The following is a 17,855-nucleotide window of genomic DNA, read 5'->3' as shown; positions in this document are numbered from 1 at the left end:
GGGATCAATGGGGAATGACCTTCGCCGCCACCATCCTCACCCTCTATCCCGAGATGTTTCCCGGGCCGCTGGGCGTGTCGCTTGCGGGCAAGGCGCTCGAGCGGGGGGACTGGTCGTGCGAGACGGTCCAGATCCGCGATTTCGCTACCGACAAGCATCGCACGGTCGACGATACGCCTGCTGGTGGCGGAGCGGGCATGGTGCTGAAGGCTGATGTGCTGGGGCGGGCTTTGGAAAGTTTGCAAACGCCCCCTCTCCTTCAGGGGAGGGGGAGGAGCGCCGCAGGCCCGGATGGGGTGGGGGATGCCGGGAATGCCCTGCCAGCCCGCCACCACCCCCAAACCCCCTCCTCTAAAGAAGAGGGGGCCGTTATTCGCCCCATCCTCGCCATGACGCCGCGCGGGAAACCTATCACGCAGGCGCGTATTCGCGAGATTGCGGCAGGCCCCGGCGTCGCTATCCTTTGCGGGCGCTTCGAAGGCTTCGACGAGCGGATATTCGACCATTATCCGCAGATAGAACAGGTCAGCCTTGCCGATATCGTCCTGTCGGGTGGAGAGACCGCCGCCATCGCGATTCTCGACGCTTGCATTCGGCTGCTTCCCGGAGTAATGGGCGCGCCCGATAGCGGAGTCGAGGAGTCCTACGAGAACGGGCTCATCGAATATCCGCAATACACCCGACCTCAGGAATGGGAAGGGCGCACGATCCCTGAAGTGCTGCGATCGGGGGATCATGCGAAGATCGCTGCTTGGCGCAAGGCAAGGAGCGAGGAAGACACACGGTTACGCAGGCCGGACCTTTGGGATCGCTACAGTGGCGATCGGGACCAGTCTGCCTCTGATGCGCGGCAAAAGAAGTAGGAAGACCAGGCAAATGAACCTGATCCAGCAGCTCGAAGCCGAAGCTATTGAAAACCTCGGCAAGGACATTCCCGAATTCCGCGCAGGCGACACCGTCCGCGTCGGCGTGAAGGTTGTCGAAGGCACCCGCGAGCGTGTCCAGAATTTCGAAGGCGTTGTCATTGCCCGCTCGAACCGCGGCATGGGCAGCAACTTCACCGTCCGCAAGCTTTCGTTCGGTGAAGGCGTGGAACGCGTGTTCCCGCTGTATTCGCCGATCGTCGACAGCATCACCGTGGTTCGCCGCGGTATCGTGCGTCGTGCGAAGCTTTACTACCTGCGCGGCCGCACCGGCAAGCGCGCGCGTATCGCGGAACGCCGCGACAACGCGCCCAAGGCGTAAGGCTCGCATTCAAGCGAACAAGGGAAGGGCGGTCCGCAGGGGCCGCCCTTTTCGTTTGCGCGATCGCCGTTCGTACTTCGCACAAGAAATAAGGGCGACGCTCCTGAAAGCGCCGCCCTTGTCACGTGGGGATCATGATGAGCCGAAAACGGCCCGGTATGATGTCGAGGGGAAGCCTGTGAGCCGGAGTGGCCGCCCCGTCGACACAACAGGTTCTGGCAGCCGCACCTTAAGGAGATTTAAGGAGACGCGCTTAACTCGAATTTAAGCATAAAAAAGCGCAGCCGCGCAGCGCGCTTGCAATCGGGCTTCCGGCTTGCGAGGAGCCTGGGCAGTTGAATTCGGGAGAGAACATGAAGTCGCTCAGCCTCGCCGCCGCCCTTGCCCTGGGCACGTGCCTCAGCGCCCCGGCCTATGCCGACCACCATGCCCCTGCGCAGGAGAACGCCGCCATGGACCTTACCTTCGAGCGCGTCTTCGCCTCGCCCAGCCTCGACGGGCCGAGCCCGCGCCAGGCCAAGCTTTCGCCCGATGGCCGCTATCTCACCGTGCTGCGCAACCGCGAGGATGACCTGGCGCGCTACGACCTGTGGGCCTTTGACCGCGAGACGAGCGAATGGTCCATGCTGGTCGACAGCGAGAAGGTCGGCTCGGGCCGCGAATTGTCGGAAGACGAGAAGATGCAGCGCGAACGTGCGCGTGTCGGCAATCTCTCGGGGATAATCAGCTACGAATGGACCTCGAACGGCAAGGCCATCCTCGTGCCGCTCGACGGCGACCTTTATCTCGCCAGCCTCGACGGGCAGGTGGTGCAGGTCACCGATACCGAGGAAAGCGAGCTCAACCCCGCGCTAAGCCCGCATGGCAATTACATCAGCTTCGTGCGCGATCGCCAGCTGTGGGTCGGCGAAGTTATGGGCGAGGCCGCGCCGATCACGCCCAAAGAAGGCGCCGACATCCGCTGGGGCGAAGCCGAGTTCGTCGCGCAGGAGGAAATGGCGCGCATCGACGGATACTGGTGGAGCCCGGACGAAAACCGCATCGCGGTCGAACGCTTTGACGAAAGCGGCGTCGGCATCGTCACCCGCGCCGCCATCGGGGCGACGGGGACCAAGGTATTCGACCAGCGCTATCCGGTGGCGGGCAGCGACAACGCCGTGGTCGAACTCTACGTGATGGACCCCGGTGGCCAGAACCGCGTGAAGGTGGACCTCGGCGACAATGCCGACATCTACCTCGCCCGTGTCGATTGGGCGGGCAAGGATCTCTACGTCACCCGCCAGAACCGCGAGCAGACGGTGATGGATATCCTGCGCGTCGATCCCGCGACCGGTGAAAGCCAGGTGCTGTTCACCGAGAAGGCGGCGGTAGAGGATTATTGGATCAACCTTGGCAGCGACTACAAGTGGCTCGGTAACGGCAACCTCATCTGGTGGTCCGAGCGCGATGGCTATGGCCACCTCTACCTGCTCAATGAGGAAGGAAAGACCGGCTGGACCCAACTCACCAGCGGCGAATGGGTCGTCACCAAGCTGGTCGGCGTGGACCAGCAGGCAGGCCGCGTGTTCTTCCAAGGCACGAAGGACGGTGTGCTCGAGCAGCACGTGTATTCGGTCGACCTCGCCAATCCGGGCGCAATCACGCGCCTGACCGAGCTTGGCTACACCCATTCGGCCAGCATGGACGGGAAGGGCCAGACGCTGCTCATCAGCCGTTCGAACGACGATACGCCGCCGCAAAGCTATATCGCCGATGCGACCGGCAAGCGGCTTGCTTGGATCGAGGAAAACGCGCTGGATGCCGACCATCCCTACGCGCCCTTCCTCGCAAGCCATCGCCCGACGCAATACGGGACCATTCCCGCCGAGGACGGCACGCCGCTGTATTGGGAAATGGTCACGCCCGAGATGGAGCCGGGGAAGAAGTATCCGGTCTACTACTACCACTACAGCGGGCCGGGGCCGCAGATCGTCAACAAGGGCTGGAACGGCGCCTTGCGTCAGGCAATCGTCGACAAGGGCTATATCTGGTTCGCGCTCGACAACCGCGGCAGCGCCAATCGCGGGGTCGCTTTCGAACAGCCGATTTACCGCGCCATGGGCGGGGTCGAGGTGCGCGACCAGAAGGCGGGCGCCGAATACCTCAAGACGCTCGATTTCGTCGATCCGGACAAGATCGCCATCGATGGTTGGTCCTATGGCGGCTATATGACGCTGAAGCAGTTGCAGGCCGATCCGGGGCTCTACGCCGCCGGTATTTCGGGTGCGCCGGTCACGCGGTGGGAGCTTTACGACACCCACTACACCGAACGCTACATGGGCACGCCGCAAGACGATTCCGAGGCCTACAAGGCCGCGTCCGCCATCCCGAACGCCACCAAGATCACCGATCCGCTCCTGCTGATCCACGGCATGGCCGACGACAACGTCGTGTTCGAGAACGCGACCGAGGTGATCTCGGCCATGCAGGAAGCGAATGTGCCATTCCATATGATGCTCTATCCCGGCTACACGCACCGCGTCTCGGGCGAGCAGATCAGTCCGCACCGTTACAACACCGTCTTCCGCTTCCTCGAGCACCACGGCGTGACTGCGCCGGAATGAAGCTTTAGCGCCCGCAATCGAATGTGCGCTTGCGGGCGCGGCGGCAATCGCTATCTCGGCGGCGAATAGTGATTGGAGAAGTGCAGTGGGTTATCGTGTTGCCGTAGTCGGCGCGACCGGGAATGTCGGACGCGAAATGATGCAGGTCCTCGCCGAGCGCGAGTTCCCCTGCGACGAGGTGGCTGCGGTCGCCAGTTCACGCAGCCACGGCACCGAGGTCGAGTTCGGCGACACGGGCAAGATGCTCAAGTGCAAGAACATCGAGCATTTCGACTGGTCGGGCTGGGACATCGCGCTGTTCGCGGCCGGTAGCGGCCCGGCCAAGGAATACGCGCCCAAGGCGGCAGCCGCCGGCTGCGTGGTGATCGACAACAGCTCGCTTTACCGCATGGACCCCGATGTGCCGCTGATCGTGCCCGAGGTGAACCCGGATGCGATTCACGATTACAAGAAGCGCAACATCATCGCGAACCCCAACTGCTCGACCGCGCAGCTGGTGGTGGCGCTGAAGCCGCTTCACGATGCGGCTACCATCAAGCGTGTCGTCGTCTCGACCTACCAGTCGGTTTCCGGCGCGGGCAAGGCGGGCATGGACGAGCTGTTCCAGCAGAGCCGCGCGATCTTCGTGGGCGACCCGATCGAGCCGGTGAAGTTCACCAAGCAGATCGCTTTCAACGTCATTCCGCACATCGATGTCTTCATGGACGACGGCTCGACCAAGGAAGAGTGGAAGATGGTGGTCGAGACCAAGAAGATCCTCGACCCCAAGATCAAGCTCAACGCCACCTGCGTGCGCGTGCCGGTCTTTGTCGGCCATTCGGAAAGTGTGAACATCGAGTTCGAGAACGAGCTTTCGGCGGAGCAGGCTCAGGAAATCCTGCGTGAGGCGCCCGGCATCATGCTGATCGACAAGCGCGAGGACGAGGGATACGTCACGCCCGTAGAAAGCGCCGGTGACAGCGCCACCTACATCAGCCGCGTGCGCGACGATCCGACGGTCGACAACGGCATTGCCCTGTGGTGCGTGTCGGACAACCTTCGCAAGGGTGCGGCTCTCAACGCGGTGCAGATCGCGGAACTCCTCGGGCGCGAATGCCTTAAGAAGGGATGATGCGCACAGCCTTCCTCCTCGCCCTTCCTTTCGCGCTCGCGGCCTGTGGCAGCGAGCCGGAAGATCAGTCGCCCGCTCCGCAAACGGATGTCGCCGAAACCGAGCTTCCGCCCGCCAATCCCACGGTCGAGGAATTCGGCGACACGAAAATCGTGGTCGATGCCAATGGCGTGGGCGCCAAGGGGGAGGAAACCTTGCGGTTCGGCTCGGCGCGAAGCGAAGTCGACGCGAGCCTGGTTGAGGCTTTCGGGGAACAGGGCGAGCAATCGGCAAACGGGGAGTGCGGCGCGGGTCCGATGGAGTTTTCCACCTACGGCCCGCTCCAGGTAAACTACCAGGATGACCGGCTCGTCGGCTGGAACCTGCAGGCCGGCGAGGGCATGGCGACCAGCGATGGCGTGCGGCCCGGAACGACACCCTACGCCCTGCTCAAGGAAGAACGCACGGTGCGCGAGATGGAATCGACGCTGCCGGGCGAGTTTCACTACACCAGCGCAGACTACGGCACGATCGGCGGATTTGCCGAAGATGGCCGGATCGTCTCGCTCCACGCTGGCGTGAACTGCTTCTTCCGCTAGGCACGCGCGCCTGTATAAGGCGCGCATGACACTGACCGCAGAGCTCTATTTCAGCTTCCGTTCGCCTTACAGCTATCTCTCGGTCGGGCGCTATCGCGCGATGACCGAACAATACGATCTCAAGATCGCGCTGAAACCGGTCTATCCGTTGGCCGTCCGCCAGCCCGATTTCTTCGAACGCAACCACCCGAATTGGCTGGGCTACACCATGCGCGACATGATCCGCGTGGCGCAGTTTCATGGCATCCCCTTCGGCGTGCCTCGGCCCGATCCGATCATCCAGGACATGGCGACGCGCAAGATTGCCGAGGACCAGCCCTATATCCGCCGCGTCACCCGCATGGGGCAGGCCGCCGCCCGGCGCGGGGCAGGCCTCGTTTTCGCAGCCGAAGCGGGCAAGATGATCTGGGGCGGACAGGAAGGCTGGCACGAGGGCGGCCATCTCGACCGCGCGCTGGAAGCCGCAGGCCTCGGCGTCGAGGAGATCATCGCCGAGGTCGAGGGCGATGCCGAGCGGCTCGACGCCGAGATTGCCGCCAACCAGGACGCGCTCGAAGCCGCGGGCCACTGGGGCGTGCCCACTTTGGTCTTCGACGGCGAGCCCTTCTTCGGGCAGGACCGTATCGAGATGGTGCAATGGCGCATGGAAGAGCAGGGGCTGACGAAGCGATGAAAATGGAAGTGTTCGAGAGCTTCGATGGAACGAGACTGGCGCTGCACCGGGCGGGCGAGGGCAGGCCGCTGGTGCTCCTGCACGGGCTCTTCTCCAGCGCGGAGATGAACTGGATCAAATGGGGCCATGCGCAGCTTTTGGCCGAGCGCGGCTACGAGGTCTTCATGCTCGATTTCCGCGTCCATGGCGAAAGCGATGCGCCCGAAGATCCGGCGGCTTATCCTGAGAACGTGCTGGTGCGTGATGTGGCAGCTCTGGTCGAACATCTTGCGCTGGAGGATTACGACCTCGGCGGCTTCTCGCTTGGCGCGCGCACTTCGCTCCACGCAGTGGCACACGGCGTGCTCGAACCCGCCCGGCTGATCGTCGGCGGCATGGGGACGGCAGGGCTTGGAGAATGGGCCAAGCGCAGCGCCTTCTTCAAGCGCGTGATTGACGAGTTCGACACGATCCCGCGCGGCGATCCGGCCTATTTCTCGATGCAGTTCCTGAAATCCCAGGGCGTGAACCGCGTGGCGGCGCAGCTGTTGCTCGACACCATGCCCGATCTCGACCTTGCCCTGCTGTCCAATGTCACCATGCCCACGCTGGTCGTCTGCGGCGACGAGGACCGGGACAATGGCTCGGCCGAGGAACTGGCCACGCTCCTGCCGAACGCCACTTACGCCGAAGTGCCCGGCACCCACATGGGCAGCGTCACGAAGCCCGACCTCGGGCAGGCGATGGCCGACTGGCTGGGCAGTCCGGAATGACGAAGGCATTCTTGAACTGGCGCACCTTCTGGGTGCTCTGGCTGACTGGGATCGCGATCATCGTCGTCCTCATCAGCCAGAACGATCTGCTGGTAACCGATATCGCGCCGCAGGGCATGGTGGATCATCAAGTCGCTGCGACCGCCAAACGGGTCGAGGATATTCACAATAGCTGGCGCGCAGCTGGGGCGATGCAATTCTTCCGGGTCGCCATTGTGTTCGACCTTCTTTTTATCGTCCTTTACAGCACGGGCGGCGTGATCGGGGGCATGCTGGTCCGGCGCGGCACGCGCTCCGCTTGGCTCAAGGCTTTGGCGGCCCTCGCGATCCTCGCCTACACGGCGTTCGGTATTCTCGATATGACCGAAACCCTGTGCCAGGCCATTCAAGGTTTCGCAACAGGCGGGAACAATGCCTTGGCGGGCATCGCCGCCATGGCGCAGCCCCCGAAGATGGTCGCCTTCTTCGTCGGTTTTCCATCCTTGGTGGCGGCGCTTGCGTGGTTTCGCCTTGAGATTGCGCGCCGCGCTTGATTCAGCAAGCGCGCACGTGCAATTCCCCGCCATCAATAGACAACCCCGGCATGGGAAGAGGAAGTATCATGAAATTTGCCCCCGTCGCGCTTTCGGCGCTCGCCATTTCGCTGGCCGCCTGCAGCACCGCCAACGCCGAACCGGTCGCCGTTGCGCCTGTCGCCGCGGCCGATCCCTATCCGATGACGCCGCAGGGCGCGGCCGACTGGGTCGCCATGGTCGAGAAGGACCTTTACGATTTCTCCGTCGAATACGGCCGCGTGCTGTGGATCAACTCGACCTACATCACCCACGACAGCGATATGCTGGCGGCGAAATACGGCGCGGAATCGACCGAGAAACAGGTCGCTTACGCCAACAAGGCCGCCGAATACGCGCGCGTTGCCGGGCTCGATCCCGAAGTCGCGCGCAAGCTCGACATCCTGCGCAACAGCATCGTGATGCCTGCGCCCGTGCGCGACGGCGCGGCTGCCGAACTGGCGAGCATCTCGACCGCACTCGGCTCGATGTACGGCAAGGGCAAGGGCACGCTCGACGGCGAGGAGATTAACGGCTCGGACATCGAGGCCGCGATGGGCGACCTCGACCTGACCCCGGCGCAAAAGGCCGAGATGTGGGAAAGCTGGCACAACAACGTCGGCGCCCCGATGCGCACCGATTACCAGCGCATGATCGCCATCGCCAACGAAGGCGCGCAGGAACTGGGCTTCGACGATCTGGGCGCCATGTGGCGTTCCAATTACGATATGGACCCCGATGCCTTCGCTGCCGAGACCGAGCGGATGTGGCAGGAGGTGAAGCCGCTCTACATGGCGCTGCACACCTATGTCCGCGGCAAGCTCAACGAGAAATACGGCGACGCGGTCCAGCCCGCCACCGGCCCGATCCGCGCCGACCTGCTCGGCAATATGTGGGGCCAGTCCTGGGGCAACATCTACCCGATGGTCGCGCCCGAAGGGGCGGGCGATGTCGGCTACGATCTCACCAGCCTGATCGAGGACAAGGGCTACGACGAAAAGCAGATGGTCCGCGTGGGCGAGGACTTCTTCTCCTCGCTCGGCTTCGAACCCCTGCCGGAAACCTTCTGGGAACGCAGCCAGTTCACCAAGCCCGCCGATCGCGAAGTGGTCTGCCACGCCAGCGCCTGGGACGTGGACAATGTCGACGACCTGCGCATCAAGATGTGCATCAAGCGCAACGCGGAAGACTTCATCGTCATCCACCACGAGCTTGGCCACAACTACTACCAGCGCGCCTATAACGAGCAGGACTATCTCCACCTCAACGGCGCGAACGATGGTTTCCACGAGGCCATCGGCGACATGATCGCGCTGTCGATCACGCCCGAATACCTCGTCCAGATCGACATGCTCGATCCCGCCGACGTGCCCAGCGCCGACAAGGACATCGGCCTGCTGCTACGCCAGGCAATGGACAAGATCGCCTTCCTGCCCTTCGGCCTGATGGTCGACCGGTATCGCTGGAGCCTGTTCGACGGGACGATTCCCGCCAACAGCCTCAACGCGGGCTGGAACGACCTGCGCCTCGAATACCAGGGCATCACGCCGCCCGTCGCGCGTGACGAGAGCCAGTTCGATGCCGGCGCGAAGTACCACATCCCCGGCAACGTGCCGTACACGCGCTACTTCCTCGCCCACATCCTGCAGTTCCAGTTCTACAAGGCCGCCTGCGACCAGGCCGGCTGGGAAGGCCCGCTGCATCGTTGTTCGTTCTACGGCAACGAAGAGGTCGGCAAGAACCTCGGCGCGATGCTCGAAATGGGCGCCAGCAAGCCCTGGCCCGATGCGCTCGAAGCCTTCACCGGCGAACGCCGGATGAGCGGCGAAGCGCTGAACGAGTATTTCGCCCCGCTCAAGGCCTGGCTCGACGAGCAGAACGAAGGGATGGCGCAAGGGTGGTAAACCGCTGGACATTGCTGGCAGGAGCGGCGGCGCTTGTCGCTGCTCCCGTCATCGCTCAGGATGCCGAGGGCGGGGCTGACGCGCCTAGGGGCGAAAAGATGGCGGCCGAGGTCGCAGAGGCGGACGCTCCGCTGATGTACGAGGGCGAGCCCGTCTACGAGAAGTTCGAGGAACTCGACGTGGCGCCTCGCTGGCGTTCGGGCGACACGCTTGAAGACCTGCCCGGACAAGCCCGCTTCGAAGAAGAGAAGCGCGGCCAGAGGCTGGTGGCTTCGGCGATCCTCCTCAAGGACGGCAGCCTGACCCGGATCGAGCTGGAAGAGCCGACCGGGGTGGAAAAGATCGACGCCGCCGCACTGGAGCGGCTTTCCGGGTGGAAACTCAATCCCGCGCGGCTCGATGGCGAGCCGGTCTACGCCAAGATCCGCGTTACCCCCTGGATCGGCTACTGGCCCCAGCGCGTGGAGGGCGAAGTCCCTGAACTGCCCGAAGAAGCCAAGGCGCTGGGCCATAATGGCACCACACGGATCAAGGGGACTGTGGCGCCCGACGGAAGCTTCGTCGATGTCGAACTGCTCGAAAGCAGCAAATCCGATATCATCGACGCGGCAGTGCTCGCCGCCGTTGCCGGCTGGCGTTTCGACCCACCGGTCAGGCTCGACGGGGAGCCGCACACCATCGAGAACAGCTACTCCTTCCCGCTCTCACAAGTGACGGGTGGCACCGGCAGCATGTCGGCCGGCCTGCGCGACTATACGTGCAGCGCCTTCGTGGCGGAATACGACTGGTGGCGGAGCGTCAATCCCGGGGCGGAGCCGGACGACTATAATTTTCGCAAGTTCTTTCTCGGCCTCAACGTCATCGGGAGCCTCGGCGGCACAGTCAATGTCGAGGCGTTCAAATCGATGATGTCCGGCTTCGATCGCAGGTGGGACAAGGCCGTCGAACGGTGCCGCAAGAAGCCGCAGGAAATGTTCGTAAAGGCGTTCCGCAAATCGTGAGAGTGCGGGGTGCCCTCGCAGGTGTCGCGGCCACGCTGCTGGCGTCCGCCTGCGCGCCGACGTCCGAAGCGGCGCCGGCAGCGGCGAGCGATCCCGCGATAAGCGGCGCGCTATTCGTGGCGGGCAAGTTCGGAAACACCTTGTCAAAGGTCGATCTGGCCAGCGGCGAGACGACCGCGCAGGTCGCCAGCTGCGCCAATCCGCATGAGCTGGCCACCTCTCCCGATGACCAGCACGTCGCGCTTGCCTGCTATGGCGGGACGAGCGTCGACATTTTCCGCACCGACAATTTGGCACGCGTGAAAAGCATCGAGCTTGGCGAGAACGCTCGGCCGCACGGCATTGTGTGGCACGCCAACGGGCACCTCTACGCCACGGCCGAGGGCCGCAAGTCGGTCGTCGTGATCCGCGATCCCCTGGGCGAGACGCGGACCTTCGAATACGGCACGGGCAGGGAAGGCAGCCACATGCTCGCCGTGTCTCCCGACGCCATGCACGCCTGGACCACCGATCTCGGCTCGCGTACTGTCACCCGGCTGGACCTCGTGACCCGCCGTGCGCCGCTATCGGTCTCGGTGGGCGAGGAACCGGAAGGCATCGCGCTGTCTCCCGATGGCGAGACGCTTTGGGTGTCCGCGCGCGGATCGGACATGGCCTACGCGCTCGATCCGCAGAGCCTGGAGCGTGTGAAGGACGTTCCGGTCGGTGACTTCCCCTTGCGGATCGTGATCCGGCCCCAAGGCGATTACGCGGTGACCTCGGACCTCGCGGACGGCGCGTTGTCGGTCATCGACACGGCGACAGGCGCGAAGGTGCGCAGCATGGCCGTCTCCAGCCGCGAGGAAGCCGAAGCCAAGACTCAGGTTACGATCCTCTTCTCGCCCGATGGCGAGCGCATCTACGTCGCTGAAACCATGGCCAACACGATTGCCGAAGTCGATTTCGCCAGCGGAGAGGTGCTGCGCCGCCTGCCGGGCGAGGGCGGCGGCGACGGGATAGCGATTACCGAATGACGACCCGCAAACCTCTACCCGCCGTCGGCTGGCGCGAGCTGGTCCACCTGCCCGACCTGGGCCTCCACGCCGTGCCCGCCAAGATCGATACCGGCGCGCGCACGTCCTCGCTGCACGGCACGGTGCTGGAGGAATTCGAGCGTGACGGACAAAAGATGGTCCGTTTCGCCGTCGATTTCGAACAGCAGCACGTCCGCCAGGTCTGCGAGGCGGTCCATGTCGATGTGCGCGGCATCACCAGTTCAAACGGCGAGACGCAATATCGCTACGTCATCAAGACACCGCTCAAGATCGGCGATGTCGAATTTCGCGCCGAGATCAGCCTCGCCAACCGCGCGGACATGAAATTCCCAATGCTGATCGGCCGTTCGTCGCTGCGCCGCCGATTTGTAGTGGACTCCGGATACAGCTGGTTGCAGACGCCGGAAATGAAGGTCCAGAAAGGCCATAAACCATGAAAATTGCGATGCTTGCTCGCAACCCGAACCTCTATTCGCACAAGCGCTTGAAAGAGGCGGCGGAAGAGCGCGGGCACGAGCTCGATATCCTGAATACCACGCGCTGCACGGTGCATATCGCCAGTCACCGACCCGAAGTCTATTACGAGGGAAAGCCATGCCTTGGCTATGATGCGGTCATCCCCCGCATCGGGGCCTCGATCACGCAATACGGCCTCTCGATCCTGCGCCAGTTCGAAATGCGCGGCTGCTGGCCCCTGAACGAAAGCGTCGCCATCGGGCGCAGCCGTGACAAGCTGCGCAGCATGCAGATCCTCGCCAAGCACGGCCTCGGCCTGCCGCTGACGGCCTATGCGAACGACCCCAAGCAGGCCGAGCAAATCATCAAGGCGGTGAACGGCCCGCCGGTGGTCATCAAATTGCTCGAAGGGACGCAGGGCATCGGCGTGGTGCTTGCGGAAACGATGTCTTCGGCCAAATCGGTGATCGAGGCGTTCCGCGGTGCCAACGTCAACATCCTGGTGCAGGAATTCATCAAGGAAGCAGGCGGCACGGACATTCGCGCCCTGGTGGTCGGCGGCAAGGTCGTCGCCACGATGAAGCGCACCGGTGCCGCCGACGATTTCCGCAGCAACCTCCACCGCGGCGGCAGTGCTGAACTCATCAAGATCACCCCTGCCGAACGCTCGACGGCAGTCAGCGCGGCCAAGCGCATGGGCCTCAATGTATGCGGCGTCGACATGCTGCGGTCCAACCATGGTCCGGTCATCATGGAGGTCAATTCCTCTCCCGGCCTCGAAGGGATCGAGAACGCGACGGGCAAGGACATCGCCGGAATGATCATCGACTACATGGCTGCCAACGCCAAGGTCGGTAAGACCAAGACCAAGGGGCAGGGCTGATCCCTCGACAGCTGTCATTGGGTGGCCTAGGTCTCTGATTACTAAACGAATTGTGAGGCGTCGGCGTGGTTGAATCGATACCAGGAGACAGGGACGAGTTGGCCGAGCAGCTCAAGCTGTTCGAAGCAATGATGGAGACCGTACCCGTCGGCGTGGTCGTTACCGATGCGGATGGGCAAATCCTGCGCGGCAACAGCATCCTCGAAGAGATGGTGCGCCACCCGATCTTTCATTCCAAGGATGCGGAGGCCTATGGCGAATGGGTGTCCTTCCACGAGGATGGGCGGCGCGTCGAATCGCTCGAATATCCGCTCGCCAAGGTCATCCGCGAAGAGGCCGACCACTCCGAGCTCACGGTCCATTACCAGCGCGGTGACGGCAGCCGCTTCTGGATGCGCATTATCGGCAAGGCTATCCGCGACGATCAGGGCAATCTTCTCGGCGCGGCGGTGGCCTGTGTCGATGTCGACGAGGAGCATCGCCTGCGCGAATCGCAGGACGTGCTGATCGCCGAGCTCAACCACCGTGTGAAAAACGCCTTCAGCGTCACCAACGCCATCGTTGGGCGCTCCTTGCGCAAGAGCGGGGTTGCCGGCGAGTTGCGCGACGAGATCGATTCCCGCCTCAACGCCTATGCCGCGGCGCATTCCATGCTGGTGGGCAACGATTACACGAAGTCAGCATTGGCCGAAATTGCCCGGGCCGTCCTCTCGCGCATCGATGACGAACGGATCGCAATCGAGGGCGAGGAGGTGATTTTCGCCACCCGCCGCGCCTTGCCATTTTCCATGGCGTTCTACGAACTCGCCAGCAACGCCATGAAATATGGTAGCCTGTCCGAGGAAGAGGGCCGCGTGAACCTGTCCTGGCGCGTCGACCGCAGTGGCGACCAGCCGCAGCTTCATGTACGCTGGATCGAAAGCGGCGGTCCGCCCGTATCCGAACCTTCCGCGGAAGGCTTTGGAACGTTCGTGACCGGCCGCGCCCTGATGGCGGAAACCGGGGGAGAAGTCCGGCGTTCCTATGGCTCATCCGGGTTTGAATGGACATTCGAGATGCCCCTCACCAGCGAGAACGTTGCGATGCCCGATAACGAGATCACCCGCGTTTTCGTGGTCGAGGACGAGGTCTTCGTCGCTTATGAAATGAACGACATGCTCGAAGAACTGGGCTTCGAAGTCGTCGGGCCGGCGCTCAACGCCGAAGATGCGCAGAAGCTTGCGCGTACGGCGGAAATCGACGCGGCCTTCCTCGATGTGAACCTGGGCGGCGGCAAGACCAGCGAGCCGACCGCGATGATTCTGCGCGAGCGCGGCGTGCCCTTCGTGTTCGTGACCGCCTACACCCCCGACCAGATCACCTTCCGCACCAGCTCGGACGAGGTTCTGGAGAAGCCGGTGAGCAGCAAGAAGGTTTACGAGACGCTGCAGAAAGTCCTGCCGCATCTCGAGACCGAGGGTGATGCTTAACCTCAAAGCGTCGTGGGCGATCGTCTTGACAGCTATGGCTGTCAGCTCGGCTTGCGAAGAGCAAAGCGCAGATCCTCAATCCGATGTAGGCATCACCCCTCGGGCCGAAATCTTCGGACGGGAGCATGAAGTGCCTTGGGTTGGCTCGGAGCGATATCCATCGGAGCTTTCCAGTTTGCCATGTGACCGTTTGCATTGGGTCGGCAATAAATGGTGGGCCGAGTCGATCTCATGTAGTTCTAACGAAAAACTGCGCGTTCTTCTTTACGTCGAATCGGTCGATCTTGGCTTCAATGTCAGTGTGTCCGCCCAATCAAGAACCTGCGTCTTGCACGAGACATCAATCCTCAGTGGATTTCGCCTGGAAGACCCCAACTTTTTTCAGATGTCCGAGGACCGTCAGCAGGCATGGTTGGTTGCTGGAGTGACACGAATAATCGACGATATCGGAAGCGCATGCGGAGGACCGTATGACGCAGACGAGATACTGACCGCACAATTCCGACAGAACTTCGCCGATATTGCTGAGCGTTACTGGCGCAACTACGATGCGGCGTTCATGCAGCAAAAATTACGGGAAACGCAGCAGGCGGTGCTTGGCCCTACCTGAACGGCGGCTCGTTGAAGGCGCGCAGCTTGCGGCTGTGCAGCTTCGGGCCTTCCTGGCGGAGCAGGTCGCAGGCGGTGACGCCGATCTGCAAGTGGGCCGCGATGGCTTCCTCGTAGAACTTGTTGGCCTGACCCGGCAGCTTGATCTCGCCGTGAAGAGGTTTGTCCGAGACGCATAGCAGCGTGCCGTAGGGCACGCGGAAGCGATAGCCTTGCGCCGCGATGGTGGCGCTTTCCATGTCGATGCCTACCGCGCGGCTGAGTGACAGGCGCTTGGCCGACTGAGTGTAGCGCAGCTCCCAGTTGCGATCGTCGGTGGTGACGACGGTTCCGGTGCGCATGCGCTTTTTCAGGTCGCTGCCGTGTTCGCCCGAGACGTGTTCGGCGGCGCCTGCCAAGGCCTGCTGGACTTCGGCAATGGCGGGGAGGGGTATTTCGGGCGGGAGAACCGGGTCGAGGACGTGATCATCGCGCAGGTAGGCGTGGGCGAGCACGTAGTCGCCGATCTTCTGGCTCGGACGAAGGCCGCCGCAGTGGCCGATCATCAGCCACGCTTCGGGACGCAGCACCGCGAGGTGGTCGCAAATGGTCTTGGCGTTGGAGGGGCCGACGCCGATGTTGACCAGCGTGATCCCGCCGCGCCCTTCGCCGACGAGATGATAGGCGGGCATCTGGTGCCGCCGCCACGCCGTGTCGGAAAGCTGCGCGCGCGCGTTGTCGGTCTGCTCGGTCAGCAAAAGACCGCCGGCACCGGCCAGCGCGGTGTAGCCGTTCTTGCCGAGCTGCGACCCCGCCCAGTCGACGAACTCGTCGACATAACGGTGGTAGTTGGTGAACAGGATGAAGCGCTGGAAGTGCTGGACGTCCGTACCCGTGTAGTGGGCGAGGCGCGCCAGGCTGAAGTCGGTGCGCAGGCCATCGAACAGCGACAGCGGGATGGGGTCGTTCGGATTGTCGAGTTCGATGCCATCCGCCAGTTCGTCACCGATGTCGGCAAGATCGGTCGAGGGGAAGTGGCGCGCGATCTCGTTGGGATCGATGCCGGCCAGTTCGGCGCCGGCCTGCCCGTCGAGGACATAGGGGAAGGGGATTTCCTGGCGCGAGGAGCCGACTTCGACCTCGACCTCGTAATTGCTTTCGATCAGTTCGATCTGCTCGCGCAGATATTCGCGGAACAGGCTCGGCTTGGTCACCGTCGTCGCATAGAGGCCCGGCGTGTTGAGGCGGCCGAAAGCGCGGCTTGCGCCTTCCGGGAGTTCTCCTCCACGGAACAGGATGCGCAGTTCGGGATAGGCATAACTGCCGTCCTTACGGCGTTCAGCGGGCGGAATTTCGCGCTCGCGGCCGAATGCGATGACATCGTCGCGCAGGCGCGCGGTCGCGGCATCGTAAACCGTCTGAAGCTTATCGAGAATCTGTTCGATCGAATCCATAGGGGCCTTTTTCTCCTGGCTCTTTTCGTTTTCGTGACCCCGTCTGCCACAGGAATCCGCTTGTTACAAAAAGGGCGCGGAAGCCGGAGCCGCCGCGCCCTGATTATTCGCGTATCGCGTAAGATCAGCCTTCGGCGTTCTCTTCGCTGTCCGAATCGTCGGCGTCGTCGCCGCCTTCGAGCATGTCGGCGGGGATTTCACCCGGCTCGAGCGTGGGATCGGTGGTGTTGGCCGCAGCCATTTCCTCGATCTCGCGCTGCTCTTCTTCGAACATCTGTGCGAGAACGTCGACGCCCTGCGTCTGCAGTTCGGCTTCGTCGTCCGAACGGGCGACATTGGCCTTGATCGTGACCGAGACTTCCGGGTGGAGGTCGACGCGCACGTCATGCATGCCGATCGTCTTGATCGGGTTGCCCATGATGACCTGCTTCTTATCGATCTCGTGACCCTTGTCGGCGAGGCCGTTGACGATGTCGCGGACGTTGACCGAACCGTAAAGCTGGCCGGTGTTCGACGCGGCACGGATCAGGATGATCTCGACGCCGTCGACCTTTTCGCCGGACTTTTCAGCTTCGGTACGACGCTCGGCGTTTTCCTTCTCGAGACGCTCGCGATTGGCTTCGAAGACCTTCTTGTTGGCTTCGTTGGCGCGCAGGGCCTTCTTCTGCGGGAGCAGGAAGTTGCGTGCGTAGCCGTCCTTCACGGTGACGACGTCACCGATCGTGCCGAGCTTTTCGATACGCTGGAGGAGAATGATATCCATGAGGTCTTCTCCTTACTTCACGATGTAGGGCAGCAGGCCGATGTGGCGAGCGCGCTTGATGGCCTTGGCCAGTTCACGCTGCTTCTTCGCGCTGACGGCGGTGATGCGGCTGGGGACGATCTTGCCACGCTCGGACATGAAGCCCTGGAGCAGACGAACGTCCTTGTAATCGATAGCCGGCGCGTTCTTCGCGGAGAACGGGCAGGTCTTGCGGCGGCGGAAAAACGGACGGGCCATCAGTTACGCTCCTCGCGGTCCTTGCGCTTCTTGGAATCGCGCTCGTTCTTGCGCATCATCACGCTGGGGCCTTCTTCGTGTTCGTCGACACGGATGGTCATGTAGCGGATGACGTCTTCGTTGATGCGCGTCTGGCGCTCGAGCTCGGCAACGACGGCACCGGGGCCTTCGATGTTGAGCATCACGAAGTGAGCTTTGCGGTTACGGTCGATCTTGTAGGCGAGGTTCTTGAGACCCCAGGTCTCGGTCTTGGTGACCTTGCCGTCGTTAGCTTCGACGATTTCAGTCGCCGTGGCGGCGAGCTGGTCTACCTGAGCCTGGCTCAGGTCCTGTCGCGCCAGGAAAACATGCTCGTAAAGAGCCATGCCCTGTTCCTTTCACACTATGGCCGATCGCTGGCTTGTCCGCGGGATTGCGGGGCCCCTCCGGCTTTCTTGGGTATCCCCAATCCGGTCTGCCCGGATGCAAGGGATGCGCGCACATAGCGGGATTTGCCGATAATGCAAGCGATCAACTGGCTTGCCGAGCCGGAACGGGCGGGGCAGGGGCGCAT

The 17,855-nt window shown here is 63.0% G+C and carries 19 protein-coding genes; 15 read left to right on the top strand and 4 right to left on the bottom strand.

The window, feature by feature from the left end:
- Positions 1-14 precede the first annotated feature (14 nt).
- The 15 genes from trmD to K3148_RS13365 all read left to right on the top strand — a co-directional run bounded on the left by trmD (position 15) and on the right by K3148_RS13365 (position 14,870).
- Positions 15-863: a tRNA (guanosine(37)-N1)-methyltransferase TrmD gene (trmD, locus tag K3148_RS13435; RefSeq protein WP_221425259.1), complete on the top strand. Its 849-nt coding sequence runs from the start codon at positions 15-17 to the stop codon at positions 861-863.
- Positions 864-876: 13 nt separating this feature from the next.
- Positions 877-1,245 (top strand): 50S ribosomal protein L19, encoded by a 369-nt coding sequence (gene rplS, locus K3148_RS13430; protein WP_247713840.1) that lies wholly within the window; start codon positions 877-879, stop codon positions 1,243-1,245.
- A gap of 353 nt (positions 1,246-1,598) precedes the next feature.
- On the top strand, positions 1,599-3,848 hold the full coding sequence (locus tag K3148_RS13425) for a S9 family peptidase (RefSeq protein ID WP_221425258.1): 2,250 nt from the start codon (positions 1,599-1,601) through the stop codon (positions 3,846-3,848).
- 85 nt (positions 3,849-3,933) lie between these two features.
- On the top strand, positions 3,934-4,959 hold the full coding sequence (locus K3148_RS13420; protein WP_221425257.1) for an aspartate-semialdehyde dehydrogenase: 1,026 nt from the start codon (positions 3,934-3,936) through the stop codon (positions 4,957-4,959).
- Positions 4,956-5,537 carry a hypothetical protein gene (locus tag K3148_RS13415; protein ID WP_221425256.1) on the top strand — a complete coding sequence of 194 codons (582 nt, stop codon included), beginning with the start codon at positions 4,956-4,958 and terminating at the stop codon, positions 5,535-5,537. The genes K3148_RS13420 and K3148_RS13415 overlap by 4 nt, the downstream gene beginning before the upstream one ends.
- A gap of 25 nt (positions 5,538-5,562) precedes the next feature.
- Positions 5,563-6,210, top strand: a complete 648-nt coding sequence (locus K3148_RS13410; RefSeq protein ID WP_221425255.1) for a 2-hydroxychromene-2-carboxylate isomerase — start codon at positions 5,563-5,565, stop codon at positions 6,208-6,210.
- Positions 6,207-6,962, top strand: a complete 756-nt coding sequence (locus K3148_RS13405) for an alpha/beta fold hydrolase (RefSeq protein WP_221425254.1) — start codon at positions 6,207-6,209, stop codon at positions 6,960-6,962. The genes K3148_RS13410 and K3148_RS13405 overlap by 4 nt, the downstream gene beginning before the upstream one ends.
- Positions 6,959-7,495: a hypothetical protein gene (locus K3148_RS13400; protein WP_221425253.1), complete on the top strand. Its 537-nt coding sequence runs from the start codon at positions 6,959-6,961 to the stop codon at positions 7,493-7,495. The genes K3148_RS13405 and K3148_RS13400 overlap by 4 nt, the downstream gene beginning before the upstream one ends.
- A gap of 68 nt (positions 7,496-7,563) precedes the next feature.
- Positions 7,564-9,417, top strand: a complete 1,854-nt coding sequence (locus K3148_RS13395) for a M2 family metallopeptidase (protein ID WP_221425252.1) — start codon at positions 7,564-7,566, stop codon at positions 9,415-9,417.
- A gap of 98 nt (positions 9,418-9,515) precedes the next feature.
- The gene (locus K3148_RS13390; RefSeq protein WP_221425251.1) at positions 9,516-10,418 is read left to right on the top strand and encodes an energy transducer TonB; all 903 of its coding nucleotides are present in this window, start codon (positions 9,516-9,518) and stop codon (positions 10,416-10,418) included.
- Positions 10,415-11,431 carry a YncE family protein gene (locus tag K3148_RS13385; protein WP_247711591.1) on the top strand — a complete coding sequence of 339 codons (1,017 nt, stop codon included), beginning with the start codon at positions 10,415-10,417 and terminating at the stop codon, positions 11,429-11,431. The genes K3148_RS13390 and K3148_RS13385 overlap by 4 nt, the downstream gene beginning before the upstream one ends.
- Entirely contained in the window at positions 11,428-11,889 is a 462-nt protein-coding gene (locus K3148_RS13380) for an ATP-dependent zinc protease family protein (protein ID WP_221425250.1), read from the top strand. The genes K3148_RS13385 and K3148_RS13380 overlap by 4 nt, the downstream gene beginning before the upstream one ends.
- Positions 11,886-12,791: a 30S ribosomal protein S6--L-glutamate ligase gene (gene rimK / locus K3148_RS13375; RefSeq protein ID WP_221425249.1), complete on the top strand. Its 906-nt coding sequence runs from the start codon at positions 11,886-11,888 to the stop codon at positions 12,789-12,791. The genes K3148_RS13380 and rimK overlap by 4 nt, the downstream gene beginning before the upstream one ends.
- A 65-nt stretch (positions 12,792-12,856) precedes the next feature.
- Positions 12,857-14,260, top strand: coding sequence for an HWE histidine kinase domain-containing protein (locus tag K3148_RS13370; RefSeq protein ID WP_221425248.1), 1,404 nt, complete (start codon positions 12,857-12,859; stop codon positions 14,258-14,260).
- Positions 14,253-14,870, top strand: coding sequence for a hypothetical protein (locus K3148_RS13365; protein ID WP_221425247.1), 618 nt, complete (start codon positions 14,253-14,255; stop codon positions 14,868-14,870). The genes K3148_RS13370 and K3148_RS13365 overlap by 8 nt, the downstream gene beginning before the upstream one ends.
- Here K3148_RS13365 and K3148_RS13360 read toward each other — a convergent pair.
- From K3148_RS13360 to rpsF, 4 genes are all read right to left on the bottom strand, one after another.
- The gene (locus tag K3148_RS13360) at positions 14,863-16,302 is read right to left on the bottom strand and encodes an AMP nucleosidase (RefSeq protein WP_221425246.1); all 1,440 of its coding nucleotides are present in this window, start codon (positions 16,300-16,302) and stop codon (positions 14,863-14,865) included. The genes K3148_RS13365 and K3148_RS13360 overlap by 8 nt on opposite strands.
- A gap of 124 nt (positions 16,303-16,426) precedes the next feature.
- Entirely contained in the window at positions 16,427-17,065 is a 639-nt protein-coding gene (rplI, locus tag K3148_RS13355) for a 50S ribosomal protein L9 (protein WP_221425245.1), read from the bottom strand.
- 12 nt (positions 17,066-17,077) lie between these two features.
- Positions 17,078-17,302 carry a 30S ribosomal protein S18 gene (rpsR, locus tag K3148_RS13350; protein ID WP_006832330.1) on the bottom strand — a complete coding sequence of 75 codons (225 nt, stop codon included), beginning with the start codon at positions 17,300-17,302 and terminating at the stop codon, positions 17,078-17,080.
- Positions 17,302-17,667: a 30S ribosomal protein S6 gene (gene rpsF / locus K3148_RS13345; RefSeq protein ID WP_006832329.1), complete on the bottom strand. Its 366-nt coding sequence runs from the start codon at positions 17,665-17,667 to the stop codon at positions 17,302-17,304. Before rpsF ends, rpsR begins: the two co-directional genes overlap by 1 nt.
- Positions 17,668-17,855 lie beyond the last annotated feature (188 nt).

The sequence above is a fragment of the Qipengyuania aurantiaca genome (assembly GCF_019711375.1).
Lineage (GTDB): Bacteria > Pseudomonadota > Alphaproteobacteria > Sphingomonadales > Sphingomonadaceae > Qipengyuania > Qipengyuania aurantiaca.
Note: the sequence above shows the minus strand (reverse complement) of the source record. Positions and strands in the feature narration are given on the sequence as shown.